This window comes from Neobacillus vireti (assembly GCF_036962345.1).
GTDB lineage: Bacteria > Bacillota > Bacilli > Bacillales > Cytobacillaceae > Neobacillus > Neobacillus vireti_A.
This window is the reverse complement of record NZ_JBALNB010000012.1, coordinates 217,258-234,255: the sequence shown is the minus strand read 5'-3', so window position 1 is coordinate 234,255 and position 16,998 is coordinate 217,258. Positions and strand designations below refer to the sequence as shown.

Here is a 16,998-nt window from a genome sequence, read left to right as displayed (position 1 = left end):
GGTAATTTGTCAAATTGTCGATACACAAAAACGGCTGGATATCAAAATCCACATATTGCGGAACAATACCTATCTATTAAAAAGCGGGGAGCCCTATTGAATTTGGGCTCCCCGTTTTTTACACTATTAATTTTTGAAATATCAATAAATCCTTTTCCAAACACATCTCGAACATCGTGGATATCGATGAATGCACTTGGATCTGTTGCTTGAACAATGAGTTTCTGTTTTATTACTTAACACTACATACCTGTCAAAAATGACATATATACATGAATAGTTGTGACTATATAAACTACAGGAGAGTTATGTATGGTTAGGTTAAATTGAGGGAGGGAAAATAAATGGCAATTGAGAAATTCACTATAAGTAAAGACAATAATGTCTACGAAGCTTTTCCTAGAGTTGCTCTGACAGCAGCTGGCAACCTGATTTGTGCCTTTACTGAGTGCAATCACCATGGTGATCGATCTTATACTCGTATCGTCTATACAATTAGTACAGACCGTGGCAGGACTTGGGGCGAGAAACTTCCATTAACCGAGTCAACAGAAGGATTGAATTACTACTATGACTGCGTAGGACTTACAAGGCTTAATGACGGCAGGTTAGTAGTTGTTGTAAATATGAGTAATCATAGTGAAGGATTTGCTCAAGGTAATTACAATCAATCCGAAAATGTCTTATACTTTGGAGATGTGGAAGGTAATAATTGGGTTGGTCCAATAAAAACGCCTGTTACTGGGATTGTTCCTGATAATCTATTAGAGTTAAATTCTGGTAGGTGGATAATAACAACCCACAAAAAAAGTAAACAACATGAATTCCTAGAACAACAATTATGGTATTCCGACAATCAAGGTACAGATTGGATTGGACCAATTACAGTTGCAAGTAAAGAAGGACTGCATTTATGTGAGGCCTCAATTCTAACATTATCCGATGGAACACTCGTAGCTTATTTAAGAGAAAACTCGGGTGAAGGGTGGGATGGTTTTAAAGCAATTTCAAAAGATTATGGTGAAACATGGGATGGGCCATATCGTGTACCATTACCAGGGTGCCACCGTCCTGTTGCAGGCAGACTTCAAAATGGGAACGTGTTGATTACATATCGTTTCATGCAAGGTGGAAAAGGTTGGTTAGGTTACTGGACACAAAACTTGTTTGCAGCATTGACAGATGAAGATTCTGCTAAGGCGGAAAATCGAAATGAACAATGGTCTAGAATTTTGCCAATCGACTTTGATAGAAGTCTTGTTTCCGATACTGGTTACTCTGATTGGATACAGTTTGACGATGGGGAAATTTATATCGTTAATTACATTGTTGATGATGCACCGAAAGCATATATTCGCGGTTATGCAGTACGGGAAGACGATTTCCTATTCAAGACAAAATAGTAAGGAAATCAAAGTAATAAAAATATAAAAGTATCATATCCAGAATGTAGAAAAACAGATTGCTATTCTACACTCAAAAAATAAAAAGGCTGTGCCAGAAAGTCATTTAAACGACAATATGGCACAGCCCCTTTTGAATATTCAACCCACACCTAGCATTTTGTATTGTGCTTTTACCAATTCGTAGTAAACCCCTTGTTTAGCCATCAATATCTCATGGTTTCCTTGCTCAAGAATATTTCCATGATCGAGGACAATAATCTTGTCAGCCTCTCTGATTGTCGAAAGCCTATGTGCAATAATAATCGCTGTTCTTCCTTTTAATATTGTTTTTAATGCCTGTTGAATCTTTACTTCAGTCTCTGTATCAATACTAGCGGTTGCCTCATCGAGAATAAGAATTTTGGGATCAGCGAGAAGTGCTCTTGCGAAAGAAAGAAGCTGGCGTTCTCCAACAGACAAAACATTACCCCGCTCTTCCACTTCTGTATGGTACCCATTTGAAAGTTTCGTAATGAAAGAATCAGCACCTACAGCTTTCGCTGCCGCAACTACTTCCTCATCGCTCGCACTTGGGTTGCCAAAGCGGATGTTTTCCATGATTGTACCTGAAAAAATAAATGTGTCTTGCAGAACAACACTAATTTGCGAACGCAAACTGGCAATCGAAAGATCTTGAATCGAATGGCCATCGATTTTAACCTCGCCTTCCGTTGCATCATAAAATCTGCTTATCAAGTTAGCAATTGTTGTCTTCCCTGACCCAGTGTGCCCGACAAGCGCGGCAGTCTCACCTGCCTGAACCGATAAAGAAATGCCATTTAATGCCGTTCTTTTTCCGTCATAGGAAAACTTTACATCCTCAAACTCAATCCTGCCCTTCATTGAAGGAAGCACGACAGCATTTGGGGCTTCTGCCACAAGCGGCCGTTCATCTAAAAACTCAAATATCCGCTCGGAAGATGCCATTCCAATCAAGAGCTGGTTATATAATTGACCAAGACGGGAAATCGGCTCCCAGAACATCCCTAAATAAAAGGCAAACGAAACAAATTCCCCAATGGTACTTTCGCCGTTCATCACGAGAAAAGCACCATACCAAATCAGAATCGCCGTTCCAATCGCATTCGTCATTTCCACAAATGGACCAAACATCGCATTTTTCTTGACTGCTTCCTGCCATGTGTCAAAGTTTTCTTGGTTGAGTCCCTTAAAAAATTGAATGTTCTCATCTTCTTGGGTATATACCTGTGTGACTCGAATCCCTTGAATGCTTTCATTCAAATGGGAGTTAATTTTTGATTGCTTCAGCCGGACCATCTGCCACGATAATCGGATCTTTTTTCGCAGACTTGTTGATATGAAAAACATGATTGGTAATATAACCATAATTGCAATCGTGAGTTTAGCATTCAACGAGAATAAGATAAAAATGACCGCCAACAACAGCAGAAAATCAGTTAATAGATTAATAACACCATTCGTGAACAGCTCCTGAAGCGAGTTAATGTCATTCATAATCCGTACCAGAATCGACCCGGCCGAGCGCTGGTCAAAGAATCGATGGGATAATGACTGAACATGGGTAAATAAATGCTTGCGTAAATCATAAATGACATTTTGCCCAAGCTTATTCATCCAGCGAATTCTTAAGGCATTGACCAAATATGACAGTAAATATAATCCTGAAATGATGAAAACTAATTTTAATAGCAGTCCGGTATCTTTTTCAATAATCGCCCGGTCAAGTGTATAGACACCGATCAAAATCGGAATGATTAACCGGATTGCCGTTGATAGGATAACAGCCAGAAACGAAAGCGCCAGATACGTTTTCGCATAAGGTTTTACATACTGCAATAACCGCCCTATTTGCTGCCAGTTAAACGCTTTATCAATCACTTGCTCATTTGAATAGTGGAACCGCTCTAATATTAATTGTTTCTTACGCTTTTCTTCCATATTTCCACCTACCTTACTGCCTTTTCCATTATCGCTGCATGATCTTGATATTGAATATGATAAATTCTTTCGTACAAGCCATGGTTGTTTACCAACTGTTCATGTGTTCCACGTTCAGCAATTTTTCCGTCTTCCAGCACTAAAATTTCATCGGCATGTTTTAACGACGAGATTCGGTGCGCAATAATAAAGGTTGTTCTCCCCTTCATCACTTCCCGGAGAGCCTGTTGAATTGAAAATTCTGTTTCCATATCGACCGCACTTGTTGAATCATCTAAAATAAGAATCGCAGGATTAGTACAGATCGCGCGTGCAATCGCAATCCGCTGCTTTTGCCCACCGGAAAGTCCCATCCCCCGCTCCCCTAGTATAGTGTCATATCCATCCGGCAGCTCCATTATAAAGTCATGGGCATCAGCGCATTTAGCAGCAACAATAATTTCTTCCATCGTTGCCTCAGGCCTTCCGTAAGCAATATTCGCTCTGATTGTCGATGAAAAAAGAAATGTCTCCTGTAAAACAACCCCAATCTTTGAACGCAGCGTTTTCAAGCGATATTCCTTTAGCGGACGGCCATCGATGAGAATCTGACCTTCCGTTGGTTCGTATAAGCGGGACAGAAGCTGGATGATGCTTGTTTTTCCTGAACCGGTTGCCCCAATCAAACCAATCGTTTTACCAGGATGTGCTTCAAAGCAGATATCTTGAAGTGCCGCCGTTCCTTCATTATGATATCGGAACGTCACCTGATCAAAGACCACACTACCTTCGATTTTTTCGATATTCCTGACATCCTCACGATCATAAATCGTTTCATCTGCTTCCAAAATTTCCAGCAGCCGCTCCCCGGAAGCTTTCGCCTGAGAGAACATATTAATTGTGAATCCAAGGTGCATAATTGGCCACAAAATATACCAAATCAGGCTGTAAAAGGCGACAAGCTCACCTGGCTTTAAGGCTCCATTGATTACTTGATAACCGCCATATCCGATTAAAACAACCACTGATATATTTCCAATCAGCTCCATTAGTGGAAAGTATTTCGACCAAACCGCGGCGGTATTCAGTTGTTTCGCCCGATAGTCTTGATTTGTCTTTGTAAATCGTTCAATCTCCACTGCTTCTTTTGATAGGGCTTTAACTGTATGTATTCCGCTGATATTTTCTTGTACCTTAGTGTTTAAGCGGCCAAACGATTCACGAATCCCCCGGAATGCCGGGTGTACTTCTTTATCAAATTTATAGACAACAACACTAATAAACGGCAGGGCCACAATGGTGACAAGTGTAAGAGAAACCGAATAATTAAACATTACGAATAAACTTGCGGTGACAACAATGACAAAGCGGAGAACCTCACTAAAACCGAAGGACACAAAAAAGCGAAACCCTTCTACATCTGCAGTCAAACGGGACATCAGGTCCCCAGTCTTCGCACTATCATAGTAGCTGAACGACAACCGCTGCAGTTTTTCATACAAGGTATTGCGAAGATGGAAAACGGACTTAATTCCGAACATATCCGCTAAATAATGTTGGATATAGGCTGAAAGTCCTTTTACCGCCATAACCACAATAAATCCTAATGAAATCCATGGCACCAAATCATATTTTCTTCCAAGAATTACTTCATCAATGGTCAGTTGCAAAATCATTGGATATATAACTGTAATTCCAGCTATCAACACCAAGAAAAGCATCGACCAAATGAAATCCTTCTTATAAGGAAGATAAAACGACTTTAATTTTTTAAAAATTAACATTACTTCCTCCTTTAGAATTAAAATTTCCCTTAGCTTACTGTGAAAAGGACTTGGGGTAAATATGTAAAATTTATTGGAATTGTCTGGCGGCATTATCACTCAGTAAGCCTATAAATGATGATATGTCATTTTTGCTTGAGTATGTAATTTTTTGGATTTTAAAAAGTATTAAAAGGTAGAAGTCGTAAAACTTACTCCTTTGGTCATTCACAGCCTTTTATTGTGTCTACCTAATAAAAGAAAAAAGCAGCGCTTTGAAAAGTGCTACATTTTTCTTTAAATTCCAACTTATCAGTTTGGTTGAATTATTTAAAAACCGGCAGCCATTCTCCATGTGCTTCTATTAAGTCATCACACAATGAAACGATATCGTCTAATGATAGTTCTGCTGCGGTATGCGGGTCCAGCATGGCTGCCTGGTAAATATGCTCTTTTTTCCTCGTAACCGCAGCTTCGATGGTCAATAGCTGGGTATTGATATTGGTTCGGTTTAGTGCAGCTAGTTGTTCAGGAAGCTCACCCATATAACACGGTGTTATTCCGCTACGGTCTGAAACACACGGAACTTCTACCACTGCCTTCCGAGACAGATTACTGATTAAGCCGCCTGTATTCAAGACATTGCCGCCGAACTTAAATGGAATATTGGTTTCCATGGATTCAATAATTCTTGAACCATATTCATGAGAACGGTCATGAGTCAGATTTGAATTACTTGTTAGTTCTTCACGCATTTCTTCCCAGCCGCGAATTTGATTTTCACAGCGCCTCGGATATTCATCGAGCGGAATATTGAACTTTTCAATTAGATCCGGGTATTGGCTTTTAATGAAATATGGATGATATTCCGCATTATGCTCAGAAGATTCGGTCACATAAAACCCGAATTTGTCCATTAACTCAAACCGCACCATATCGGAATGCTTAGACAGCTGCTTCTGTTTAGCAAGTTGTTTAATTTCAGGATATAAATCTTTTCCATCCTTCTTTACTTCAAGCAGCCAGGCCATATGGTTAATTCCGGCTATTTTTTCGGTGATGCCTTCATGCTCGATTCCCAATGATTCGAATAGATCCCTTGTGCAGGTTTGGACACTATGGCATAATCCGACTGTTTTCACGTTTGTATAGCGAAGCATCGCACCAGTTAAAGCAGCCATCGGATTTGTATAATTTAAGAACCAAGCATCCGGGCACACTTCCTCGATATCCTTAGCAATATCAAACAAAACTGGAATGGTGCGTAATGAACGAAAGATCCCGCCAACTCCAACCGTGTCTGCAATTGTCTGACGGAGACCATATTTCTTCGGTATTTCAAAATCAATGACTGTACTCGGTTTATAGCCGCCAACTTGAATAGCATTTATCACATATTTAGCTCCTCGTAACGCTTCCTTTCTGTCCAAATATGCTTTAACCCGAATGCTTTGGTTATAACGATTTATCAGATTCGTCAGCATAGCCTCTGATTCTTTTAGGCGTTTTTCGTCAATATCGAATAAAGCAAACTCAAATCCCTCAAGGGCTGGTACCATTAAGCAGTCCCCAAGGACATTTTTAGTAAAAACCGTACTTCCTGCGCCTATAAACGTAATTTTCGACATGATTATTACCCTCCAGAAAAAAATTGTCATATATCCTTTTGGTTAATTAATTATTCAAAATAAATAAAAACTTGCTATACTCATATTATGGCGCTTACGTTATTTCTACAATGGTAATAAATTGCGAATGGAGGGTAAAATATTGTCTAGTGGAAAACGTTATGGTAATTATGGGTTCCGTTTTCAAGATGTGCCCCAGATTAATATTGCAAATATTTCATCGATTGGATTAGAGCAACAAACTTCCATAGATTATCACTGGGATGGGATGGTGAGAAAGGATATTCAAGGGGTAGAAAAATATGTTTTTCAATATACCCTCTCCGGTCAAGGTGCCATCACATTCGAAGATAAACAGTACTCATTACATCGCGGGGATGCATTCTTTGTTCAGCTGCCTAGTCAGCATTGTTACTTTCTTCCCGAAAGCAGTTCAAGCTGGGAATTTATTTATATTACATTAACAGGAAGTGCCGCCGCTTCCTGCTGGAACTTTATTCATGATCATGCCGGGAAAATTGTAAGTATTCCTCCCGAAGCAGGTCTCATTCAACTATTGCACCGTATCCTCCAAGAAACAAATGAAGAAAAAATAATCGATGCCTTTCTTTCATCGGCTAGAGCCTACGAATTCATCATGGAATGTTACCGGTTCACAAAAAAACTGAATACAACCAATCAAGAATTGCCTGAAGCAATGGGGCGGGTCATTACCTTTCTTCAACAACAATATGATGAATACATTTCTGTTGAAAAAATGGCGGCCATTGCCGGGCTATCAAGCTATTATTTCATTAAACAATTTCGGAAGTACACAAATACGACACCGTCACAATACTTAACGAAAATCCGAATAAAGAAAGCTTCAGAAATGCTTCGTCATACCGAATTATCGATAAAAGACATCGCCGCTAAAACAGGATATGAAAATGCTAACTATTTCAATAAAGTCTTTCGAAAAATAACAGGTTTTTCTCCAGGAGAATTTAGAGAGAGCAGAATAAGCAATCTGGATTATTTAATCCTGTAGTATAGCAAAGAATACCTAAAATATAGCCTGTGTTGAAGGTTATTGTTGATTTTAAGAATCTAAATAGACGGAAAAATTCCGCTTAATTCGTAATTACCGATAAAAATAGCTAAAATAGACGGAGAGATTCCGCCTATTTACCAGAAATACATGAAAAAGGAGGATTTTTCATTGAATAACCGGAAAACCTCCCCTTATTTCCCTCGAAACAGGATCCATTTTGAATTTAAACGGAAAGTCTCCGATTATTTTACTTTTGCTGGTTCTGGAGGGCAAATCAACAGCCATATTTAACAAAGCCAAAATACAAAAAAAAGACTCAAAAGAGTCCTTATTTCAAGACCTTTTGAGTCCCCGCATTTTTTCTCGATTATTCAATACAGCTTTTGGCTGACAACCTACAATCAGCTGTGCCCCGTCACTGTATCCTTCCTCTCTTCCTTCCAGTTCTTGGACGAGGATATTTCTTAAGTATGCTACCCTCTCGGAATACCTATGATCCTGACTTAAGTTATAAATTTCTTTCGGATCGTTTACTAGATCAAAATACTGTTCGATACCTGTTTGCGAATACCAAATATATTTTTCTTTGCCGTTTACGATATAGTGATGAGATAAATCACCAAATGAATGCTCTCCATGGAGGTAAGGTCTCCACTCTATCTCCATTCCTTTTGCAAGCGGAATAACACTTTTTCCCTCTACCGTTTCAGGTATCGGAGCATGAGCTGCCTCTAATAAAGTCGGCATGATATCTCGAAGTTCAATAATTTTGTCACAGGTTGTACCCTTTTGGATTCCAAGCTGATTTCCGGGGTCAGAAAGAATAAAAGGGATTTTCGCACTGCCTTCATATGCCAGTGATTTAGCTAAAAAGTGATGATCTCCCAACAGTTCCCCGTGGTCAGAAACAAATAAAATGACTGTATTCTGATAAACCTGATATTCAATCATCGCCTGAAGAAAGCGGCCAATTTGATCATCCAGATGCGCAATTAATGCATAATAAGCGGCCCGTGCACGTTTAAGGCGCTGTTCTGGAACCACTCCTCTCCTTGTAGTTGGGAGCAGACCTAATCCTTCCTCATCATTGGCTGCCCATGTTCCAATTACAGGCTCATCTATCTCTTTACTCATATAGTAATCAAAATAGGCGGGTGGCGGATCGAACGGTGGATGCGGGCGGACAAAGGACATTTTTAAGAAAAATGGTTTTCTTGGATCTCTGCGCCTCAAGAAATCAATCGATTGGGTAACAACCCAATTCGTTGGATGAAACTCTTCCGGCAAATGCCAAGGACGGCTCATCCCAGAAGCATTACAATCCAAACCAATATCCGTTATATCCCGATGACCGCCAAGCCGCTCCCGGAGCCAAGGTAAATAGTCATCCGTTTGTTCAAACGACTCTTGATATGGCGTATTTTTAAAACGATTATGATGCAAATAGCCATCATGTAAAATGACATTGTGAAAACCGCATAAATTCCTGGAAGGATACACATGCATTTTTCCGACACTTTGTGTATGGTAGCCCGCATGGCTCATTTCTTCCGGCAGCATATGCGGGTAATCCCAAGGCACGCGGTCCTGATACCCCACCCGTCCAGTTGACCGCTGCGACATACCCGTTAATACAGCAGCACGAGCCGGGACACATGTCGGTGTTGCAGAGTAAGCATTCCCAAACTTGACACCCTCCGCTGCCAATTGATCTAGATTGGGCGTTTCAACGATTGGATGGCCGGCAGAACTTAAACAATCAAATCTCATTTGATCGACCATAATCAATAAAACATTGGGCTTCATTTTTCTCCTCCAACTTAACCTTTAATTGATCCTGCAATTCCATCTACAAAATACTTTTGGAAAATAAGGAAAACAACAACAATCGGAATAAATGAAATCGTGGCTCCTGCAGCCATTGCAGCTAAATCACTACTATTGTCTTCAATAAAAGAATACATGCCGACTCCCAGCGTTCGTAAATCAGGGCGATGGATGGTGAATACTAGCGGGACAAAGAAACTATTCCAGCTATTAATAAACTGTAAAATAAACGTAGTCGCTATTACAGGTTTAGCTAATGGAAGCATAATCGTAAAAAAGGTTCTTACAAAGCCAGCTCCATCAATTTGACCAGCCTCTTCCAACTCCTTTGGTATTCTAGAAAAGAATGCTGTAAATAGCAAGATATAAAGTACATGAGTCCCCCCTGCTTCAGCTAATACAAGACCAGCCATCGATTTACCAAGGCCTAAAGCATTAATTAATTGCCATAAGGGGATAATCGTATATCCTGCTGGAATGAACATAGTAGCGATAATGGCTCCCATAATCAGAAATTTACCTGGAAAATCGTATCGTCCTAATACATAACCTGTTAAAGCGCAAAGGACAATAACAATGATGACAACCGCGAGGGTAAATAAAAGTGTATTAATAAAATATTGGCTGAAATTTGCAATATACCAAGCGCGACTATAATTATCAAATTGTAAGACTTCTCCAAGCTGACCCCAATTTGCTGGTAAAAGCAAACTCCATTCAAACTTTGCAGGAAATAACTTAACACTTCCACTAAACATCTCTCTATTCGTTTTTAATGAAGAACTAATCGTCCAAATTAATGGATAAACCCATGACAGAGTTAAAATCAGAAAAACAAAATGAAAAAAAAATCGAATTAGTTTCCTGCGTTTCATAAACTTATACCTCCATTCCAATCAGTATCGATTTTTCCCATATTTACGCACTAGCGCACCAAGTACGAGGGTTATGACCATTGTTGCCATCCCATAAACAATTCCTGCAGCTGAAGCAAACCCCATTCTCGGCAGCCCTCCATCCATTTCAAAAGCATACCGATAAATATAGAGAGGCACCATATCTGTCCCAAATAATGGTCCGCCATTTGTAAAGGTTTTGACTAAATCGAACACATTAAAGGCCCAAACCGTTTGGAAAAAAGTGATGACAATCAGAAATGGAATTAGAAGAGGTACAGTGATATAAACAAATTGTTGAATAAGATTGGCCCCGTCAATTTTAGCTGCTTCATAAATATCCTTTGGCAGCGTTTGTAATCCAGCTAACCAATAAATGACCTTTATTCCAAATCCTTTCCAGACACCGACGATCACGACTGCTGTCATTGCAAGATTAGGTCCTCCCAGCCAATCAATAGGCTTGTCGATAATATTCATAGAAAGCAGGATTTCATTCATAAATCCACCCTCAAAAGCAAACATATTTTGCATAATAATACCGACGATCGACATGGTTAAGACAACCGGAAGAAAGAACAAGGTTCTGAAAAATGCAGCACCATAGAGCTTAGGACTGTTTAAAATTAAGGCAACAATTAAACTTGTTGGAACAACAATAACAACCAAGAAAAAGGTATAAATAAAACTATTTTTAAACGCATTCCAAAAATAGGAATCCCTTAGAACCTCAACAAAGTTTTCCCAGCCGACAACTTCTGTTGGCCAGCCAATTCCATTCCAATTAAAAAATGCAAAATAATAGCTTCCAAGAATTGGCCATAGAGTAAAGGTTAGGTACAAAATGATCTGTGGTGCTAAAAACAAGTAACACCACAAATAATGCTTCCGTTTCAATCCGCTTTTTTTCCTTGTTTTCAGTGTGACTTTATTTGTTACTAGCTTTTGTTCCGACATAGTAGGTTTTGAAATCATAGTGCCTCCCCCTAAATGCGCCCCTCCAAATAACCATTTGGAGGAGCAGCAGATTTTAGTCGTTATTGATTATAATTTGATTTACCATCAAAATCAGGGAATGTTAAATCATCTCTTGATACATTTTGTCCTTTCTCTTCGGCTTTTTTAATTGCCTCATCCAGACGTGTATTTAATGCATCATTTAATTTTGTTAACTCTTTTTTCCAATCTTTCATTTCACCAATATACGCACCGATGATAATATCATTTAATTGTAGCCTTGGAGGAGGCAGTGTTTTTTCAATCTTTTTAGCCTCAAATGCACCTGGATTACTTTCATATACAGGACGATTCACGACTGTGTCTTCCAATATCTGAGCCATTGTCTTTAACTGCTCACTTGAATAATTACTTTCATCTTGAATTAAATCTGGATGTGGAGGAAGCAGGAAATCTTCCTTCATTTGACCAACGTAATAATCTTCTTTAGAGGTAAGCCATTTTAACAATTCTGCAGCCTCTTTTGGATGTTTGGTTGATTTTGTTAAATAGGCATCATAGGTCCCAGGGACAACCCCCTGATACAAACGCTCTCCTTCTTTTTGAACCGGAATTTCTGCAACGTTATAGTCTTCTACTCCACCAAGTTCATGCTGGTTTACACGAACAATCCATTGTGCATTAAATCCAAATGCAGCCTGCTTGTTCGCATACAACCCTTGATAATCTAGTAACCCTAAAGTAGGAGAGTTAGGGTGCACAATCCCTGCCTCTTTCATTTTTAAGAGAAACTCGATTGCTTTGACAACATTTTCGGAATCTAGGTCATATCTTCCTTTTTGAAAATCAAATCCTTCGCCATCCATAGTTGGCTGAAGAGAACGGGCAAGAAGGAGCGTATGTGCTGCTGCACTATCCTTTAGTGGGATTGCAAAGCCATAAACACCATCAACCTTTTCTTTTACTTGCTTACCCATTTCTAATAGCTCGTCCCAATTCTTCGGCGGACTGGCTGGATCTAAGCCAGCTTCTTCCATTAAGTCGGTATGGTACAGCATGAATGATCCACTCTTTGGACTAATCCTTGGATAGGAATAAATCTTACCATCTAGCATGTTGACCCCTTCAACAAAGACTTCCTTTGGAAAACGGTCTTTAATATCAAAATGATCATCTAACGGCTGCACCCAGTCATTTTGAACTAAATCTCCGATTAGAAAATTACCTGTAGGCTGAATAATATCGGGAAGTTCGTTAGAGGATGCCAATGCTAAAAAAGTATCGTCCCAATTTTTACCATGTGCATACGTGACTTCTACCTTAATATTTGGATGCTTCTTCATAAATTCCTGGACTCTTTCATACCCATATTGACCATTTCTAAGTTGTCCATGGGCAGAAAATAATTTAATGGTTACTTCCTTCTCTCCACTTTTTTCGCTCCCAGTTTTTGTCGACGAACTCCCACTTTGACAGCCTGCCAGTACAAGCATAATTAAAATCATGACTACACCGAAAATTTTACTTTGCCTTTTCATCCTTCCACCCCTTTATACATGTTAACGCTTTCAAGTAAAATTTTAATGTATTTTCAGAGGAGTTAGAATGTTGCATTTTTTTGCATATAAGTAGGAATTTTTTGCCTATCTCTCCTGTTCATCTTTTATTTGCCGATATTTTTGTGGTGATAGTTGAAAATGCTTTTTAAACACTTCAGTAAAATACCGCTGGTCCTCATAACCTAGGATTTTTGCAATCTCTTGAATTTTTATTAAAGGATTATCTAACAGCTGTTTTGAATAATTCATTCTTTCTTGTGTGACAAACTGAATAAATGACATCCCCACTTCCTTTTTAAACTTTCTGCTAAGGGCAGATGAATTCATTTGCAAATACTGTGCCAGGTTATCAAGCGTGGCCACTTCAAGATGGGTTAGGATCCAATCTTTCGCCTTGTTCATCATTTGCGTGTCATCCATAGCGTTCTCATGATCATGTCGATAGAGGTAATTGGGATTAATCTCTTTCCGAATCCGATGAATAAGAGCTTCCAATTCCTCCAACACGATAGGCTTTTCCAGAAAATCAAAGGCACCCAGCTGCAATGCACGTTTCGCATAGGCAAAATCCGCAAAGCCGCTGACTAAAACAAATTTCACCGGCTGCTTAATTTCGTGGTTGATATACTCTAAAAATTCAATCCCATTTTCGCCAGGCATTCGAATGTCTGAGAAAATGACATCGGGAACCAACTGGCTCAGTTTTACTTTAGCCTCCCTCGTATTTTCAAAGGAACTAACCACTTTAATATCTTGAAATTTATTGAGTTTACGTTCGAATGACTCTCGAAAAAACTTTTCATCCTCAATAATCATCGCCTTTATCATATGGAAAACTCCTCTGTAAATTTATCCGTATTTGAATAACAGTTTTGCTTTTGTCACTTTCAATTTGAACCTCAGACGACATCCCATAGGTTAAATAAATACGTCTAATCACATTTTTTAAACCTGAATCTACTATCGGAATTAATGAATCTTCCTTTTTATGACATTGAATAAAATCCTTTAATTCCTGTAATTTATCTTGCGTTATTCCAACTCCATCATCCCGTACTTCAATAGATAAAAATGGCTCAGTATACGAAACCTTTAAAAAAATATTCCCTTTTCCTATTTTTCCTTCTATTCCATGGATATAGGCATTTTCAACAACAGGTTGGATCAGCAGCCGATTAATTTTCAGAGGAAACAATGTACGCGGTACATCGTAAATAAAATTTATTTTATCGTTATAACGGAATTTTTGGATTTCCGTAAACACTTTTACGTAGATCAGCTCTTCTTCTAAGGTGACGAAATGTTTTTCATTTGACACCGAATACCGTAAATGTCTGCTTAATAAGTTGACAGCTCTCTCTATCCGGTGATTATCATCAAGTTCAGCCATACTTTGAATACAGGATAGTGTATTGTACAAAAAGTGAGGATTGATTTGTGCCTCTAATTGCCGTTTCTCAGCTTCCTTTTGCCTGATTTCAATCTCGCGCTTTTGCAGTTTGATCTTTTGGTTTTGAATTTCGGTCTGCTGACGCTCCAGCTTCTCCATGTATAAATGCTCGGTGACATGGTGAAGTCGATTGACAAGGTTATTATATTGTTCTACTACTGGCTTCATTTCTTTAATTCGTGTCGGTTCTATTTGAGACGAAAAGTCACCGCCCCCTAATCTTTGAAATGCATGGACGAGTTGTGTTAATGGGTTAAACGCTTGAAGAAGCAGCCTCCAGCCGACTAAAAAAATAATAAGAGATGAGAATAAGCCAATTCCAATCACAAGGAAGATCATTTTAGGAACAACGATTTGCGTCACCCCAATCGGTTCTAATCGATAAAATGTCCAGTTCAAAACAGGTGAATACTCACTGAAAACATAGTAGGAATGGTTGTCTATTTTTATTTTTTGAATAAGATCCTTACTTTTTTCTCTCGACGGTGAAACTAGTCGGTAATCCGTTGTTGACAAATCTTTGCCAATAAGAGTAGAGGAACGACTATAAACGATCCTTTTATTATCATCTACCACAAGTAAGTTGGCTTCATTTCCCTGATCAACATTTCGCAGAATCCGAAACACTTTTTCGGCATTAATATCAATGTGAATTACACCCCGCCATTTAATACTTGGCACCTCAAATAATGGCCTTGTTAAAGAAAAAACTTGACCACCATCCAAGTTATAGTTAGAATCATGCGGCCCATCGATAAAGGGTTTTGTCATCTCCCTGCCCTTTTGGAAAAATGGCTCACTTAGAATATTGTATTCTCGATTCAATACTGTCCGGGAACTATCATAAATAATTCCACCATCATCTGTAATAATGTAGATTCCATTAATTCCTTGCTGCCAGGAAAACAAAAACGCCATATGCTGATTAATGTTGAGAATATGGCGTGGATTTTCATTCCAATCCTTTACCGGTATTTGTAATAAATACTGAAGATCTTCATGTGTCCATAATGAGTTTACAGATACCTCCATGCTGTTAAAAACGGCTTCTATTTGCCTTGTCAACGGTTCTAATCCGTCATGGGCATGCTTTATAGCGGTTTCCTGTGTTGACTTTTGATAAACATAAATAGAATAAGTACATGTTAGAGCAAGAGCCATTAAGATGATCATGATAATAAAAAACATTAAACGGTAAGAAATGGAGTATCCTTTTTTCTCCTTGCTAAACGCTGACATATTGCTATTTCCTTTCTTTTTTCCACTTCATATTGATGACCTAATTAGGCAAGAAGGTTTGCACAGCATTGTTTGTATTTTTTCCCGCTGCCGCACGGACAAGGATCGTTCCTCTTTGGAGACTTTCCTTTAAAATAGCGGGCCACATTCCGCTGGAACAAGTCCACCCTAACCTTATCCCCAAGCTGCTTCATCCGTTCATCCGCATACCTGTAGATTTGCTTATAGCTCGAACAAAAATAGTCGACCTCAGATGTCGAACGATCAGCACCCCATTTCCGATTACGAGGACATCCTCCATGGCAGAGCTTCTTCCATTCGCACGTTTTGCAAGGCTCAGGTAAGGTTGGCTTCATTTTTAGGAAGGTATCATATAATGGGTGGGATAGAATTTCATCAATCGAATCTCTTCCAACATTACCAATCTTCCATTCTGGATTAATAAAAAAGTCACAAGGGAATGCATCCCCATTTTGTTCAAGAATAATGGTTTGCGGACATGCAGCCTTATGGACACATGAACCAGACTCTCGATTCACATAAACAGAAAGCATATCATCAAAGAATCTGATAGAAGTCCTTGGTTCGCCATTGTTATACCAATAATCAAAGGCTTCACAAAGGAATGCGCCGTACTCTTCCGGTGTAATATCGTAAACACCGGGAGCGTTAACCTCTTGAGCTCGAAAGTCCATACAGGGGATAAATTGAATAAAACCGATTCCCTCCGATTCGAAAAAGCGCAACATCTCTGTTGCTTTACCAACATTCCCCTTGTGCACGACGGTTAAAATATTAAAATCTACCTGATGCTTACGAAGGCAGCCAATTCCCTTCATTACTCGGTCAAAGCTGCCCTGCCCTAGCGAATCCACTCTCCGGGCATCATGAATCTCCCTCGGTCCATCTAAACTGACTCCAACAAGAAATTGATACCTTTTTAAAAAAGCTGCCCATTTATCAGTTAGTAACGTCCCATTGGTCTGCAGTGAGTTGGAAATGATGGTATTCTTCGGTGCGTATTTTGCTTGAAGGGAAACCACTTCTTCAAAAAAATCAAGCCCTGCTAGTAAAGGTTCTCCCCCTTGCCAGGCAAAGGAAGCAACCCCATTTGACCTCTCCATATATTCCTTAATAAATTTTTCTAAAACCATAGAATCAATTCGATTAATTTTCTTCCCAGGTTTTCCGCCACAAGTACTGTAATAACAATAATCACAAGCTAAATTACAATCCTCAGATACCGTCTTCCACATCACGCTTATATTTCGATGTTCTGTCGTCAAGCAGCCAATACTCATC

Annotated in this window: 12 protein-coding genes and 1 pseudogene; 2 read left to right on the top strand and 11 right to left on the bottom strand. The window is 39.1% G+C overall.

The features are described from left to right. Positions 1 to 131 precede the first annotated feature (131 nt). Positions 132 to 236, bottom strand: a pseudogene (locus V7108_RS26990) (YitT family protein); the annotation flags it as partial. Positions 237 to 344: 108 nt separating this feature from the next. Between V7108_RS26990 and V7108_RS15645 the strand changes: the two are divergent. After that, on the top strand, positions 345 to 1,403 hold the full coding sequence (locus tag V7108_RS15645; RefSeq protein WP_335568767.1) for a sialidase family protein: 1,059 nt from the start codon (positions 345 to 347) through the stop codon (positions 1,401 to 1,403). A gap of 141 nt (positions 1,404 to 1,544) precedes the next feature. On the opposite strand, the gene V7108_RS15640 is transcribed toward V7108_RS15645, so the two are convergent. The 3 genes from V7108_RS15640 to V7108_RS15630 all read right to left on the bottom strand — a co-directional run bounded on the left by V7108_RS15640 (position 1,545) and on the right by V7108_RS15630 (position 6,735). Next, on the bottom strand, positions 1,545 to 3,365 hold the full coding sequence (locus tag V7108_RS15640; RefSeq protein ID WP_335568766.1) for an ABC transporter ATP-binding protein: 1,821 nt from the start codon (positions 3,363 to 3,365) through the stop codon (positions 1,545 to 1,547). A gap of 8 nt (positions 3,366 to 3,373) precedes the next feature. Next, positions 3,374 to 5,128: an ABC transporter ATP-binding protein gene (locus tag V7108_RS15635; RefSeq protein ID WP_335568765.1), complete on the bottom strand. Its 1,755-nt coding sequence runs from the start codon at positions 5,126 to 5,128 to the stop codon at positions 3,374 to 3,376. Positions 5,129 to 5,433: 305 nt separating this feature from the next. Beyond that, entirely contained in the window at positions 5,434 to 6,735 is a 1,302-nt protein-coding gene (locus tag V7108_RS15630) for an alpha-glucosidase/alpha-galactosidase (protein WP_335568764.1), read from the bottom strand. A 142-nt stretch (positions 6,736 to 6,877) separates the two neighbouring features. Between V7108_RS15630 and V7108_RS15625 the strand changes: the two genes are divergently transcribed. Then, the gene (locus V7108_RS15625; protein ID WP_335568763.1) at positions 6,878 to 7,765 is read left to right on the top strand and encodes an AraC family transcriptional regulator; all 888 of its coding nucleotides are present in this window, start codon (positions 6,878 to 6,880) and stop codon (positions 7,763 to 7,765) included. 336 nt (positions 7,766 to 8,101) lie between these two features. On the opposite strand, the gene V7108_RS15620 is transcribed toward V7108_RS15625, so the two are convergent. From V7108_RS15620 to V7108_RS15590, 7 genes are all read right to left on the bottom strand, one after another. Beyond that, positions 8,102 to 9,574 (bottom strand): arylsulfatase, encoded by a 1,473-nt coding sequence (locus V7108_RS15620; protein WP_335568762.1) that lies wholly within the window; start codon positions 9,572 to 9,574, stop codon positions 8,102 to 8,104. A gap of 14 nt (positions 9,575 to 9,588) precedes the next feature. Then, positions 9,589 to 10,470 (bottom strand): carbohydrate ABC transporter permease, encoded by an 882-nt coding sequence (locus V7108_RS15615; RefSeq protein ID WP_335568761.1) that lies wholly within the window; start codon positions 10,468 to 10,470, stop codon positions 9,589 to 9,591. A gap of 21 nt (positions 10,471 to 10,491) precedes the next feature. After that, complete coding sequence (locus V7108_RS15610) at positions 10,492 to 11,466, bottom strand: carbohydrate ABC transporter permease (RefSeq protein WP_335568760.1); 975 nt, start codon at positions 11,464 to 11,466, stop codon at positions 10,492 to 10,494. 62 nt (positions 11,467 to 11,528) lie between these two features. Then, positions 11,529 to 12,986 (bottom strand): ABC transporter substrate-binding protein, encoded by a 1,458-nt coding sequence (locus V7108_RS15605; RefSeq protein WP_335568759.1) that lies wholly within the window; start codon positions 12,984 to 12,986, stop codon positions 11,529 to 11,531. Positions 12,987 to 13,091: 105 nt separating this feature from the next. Next, entirely contained in the window at positions 13,092 to 13,835 is a 744-nt protein-coding gene (locus V7108_RS15600; protein WP_335568758.1) for a response regulator transcription factor, read from the bottom strand. Beyond that, positions 13,813 to 15,696, bottom strand: coding sequence for a sensor histidine kinase (locus V7108_RS15595; protein WP_335568757.1), 1,884 nt, complete (start codon positions 15,694 to 15,696; stop codon positions 13,813 to 13,815). The genes V7108_RS15600 and V7108_RS15595 overlap by 23 nt, the downstream gene beginning before the upstream one ends. Positions 15,697 to 15,740: 44 nt before the next feature. Further along, the gene (locus tag V7108_RS15590; RefSeq protein WP_335568756.1) at positions 15,741 to 16,997 is read right to left on the bottom strand and encodes an anaerobic sulfatase maturase; all 1,257 of its coding nucleotides are present in this window, start codon (positions 16,995 to 16,997) and stop codon (positions 15,741 to 15,743) included. Position 16,998 lies beyond the last annotated feature (1 nt).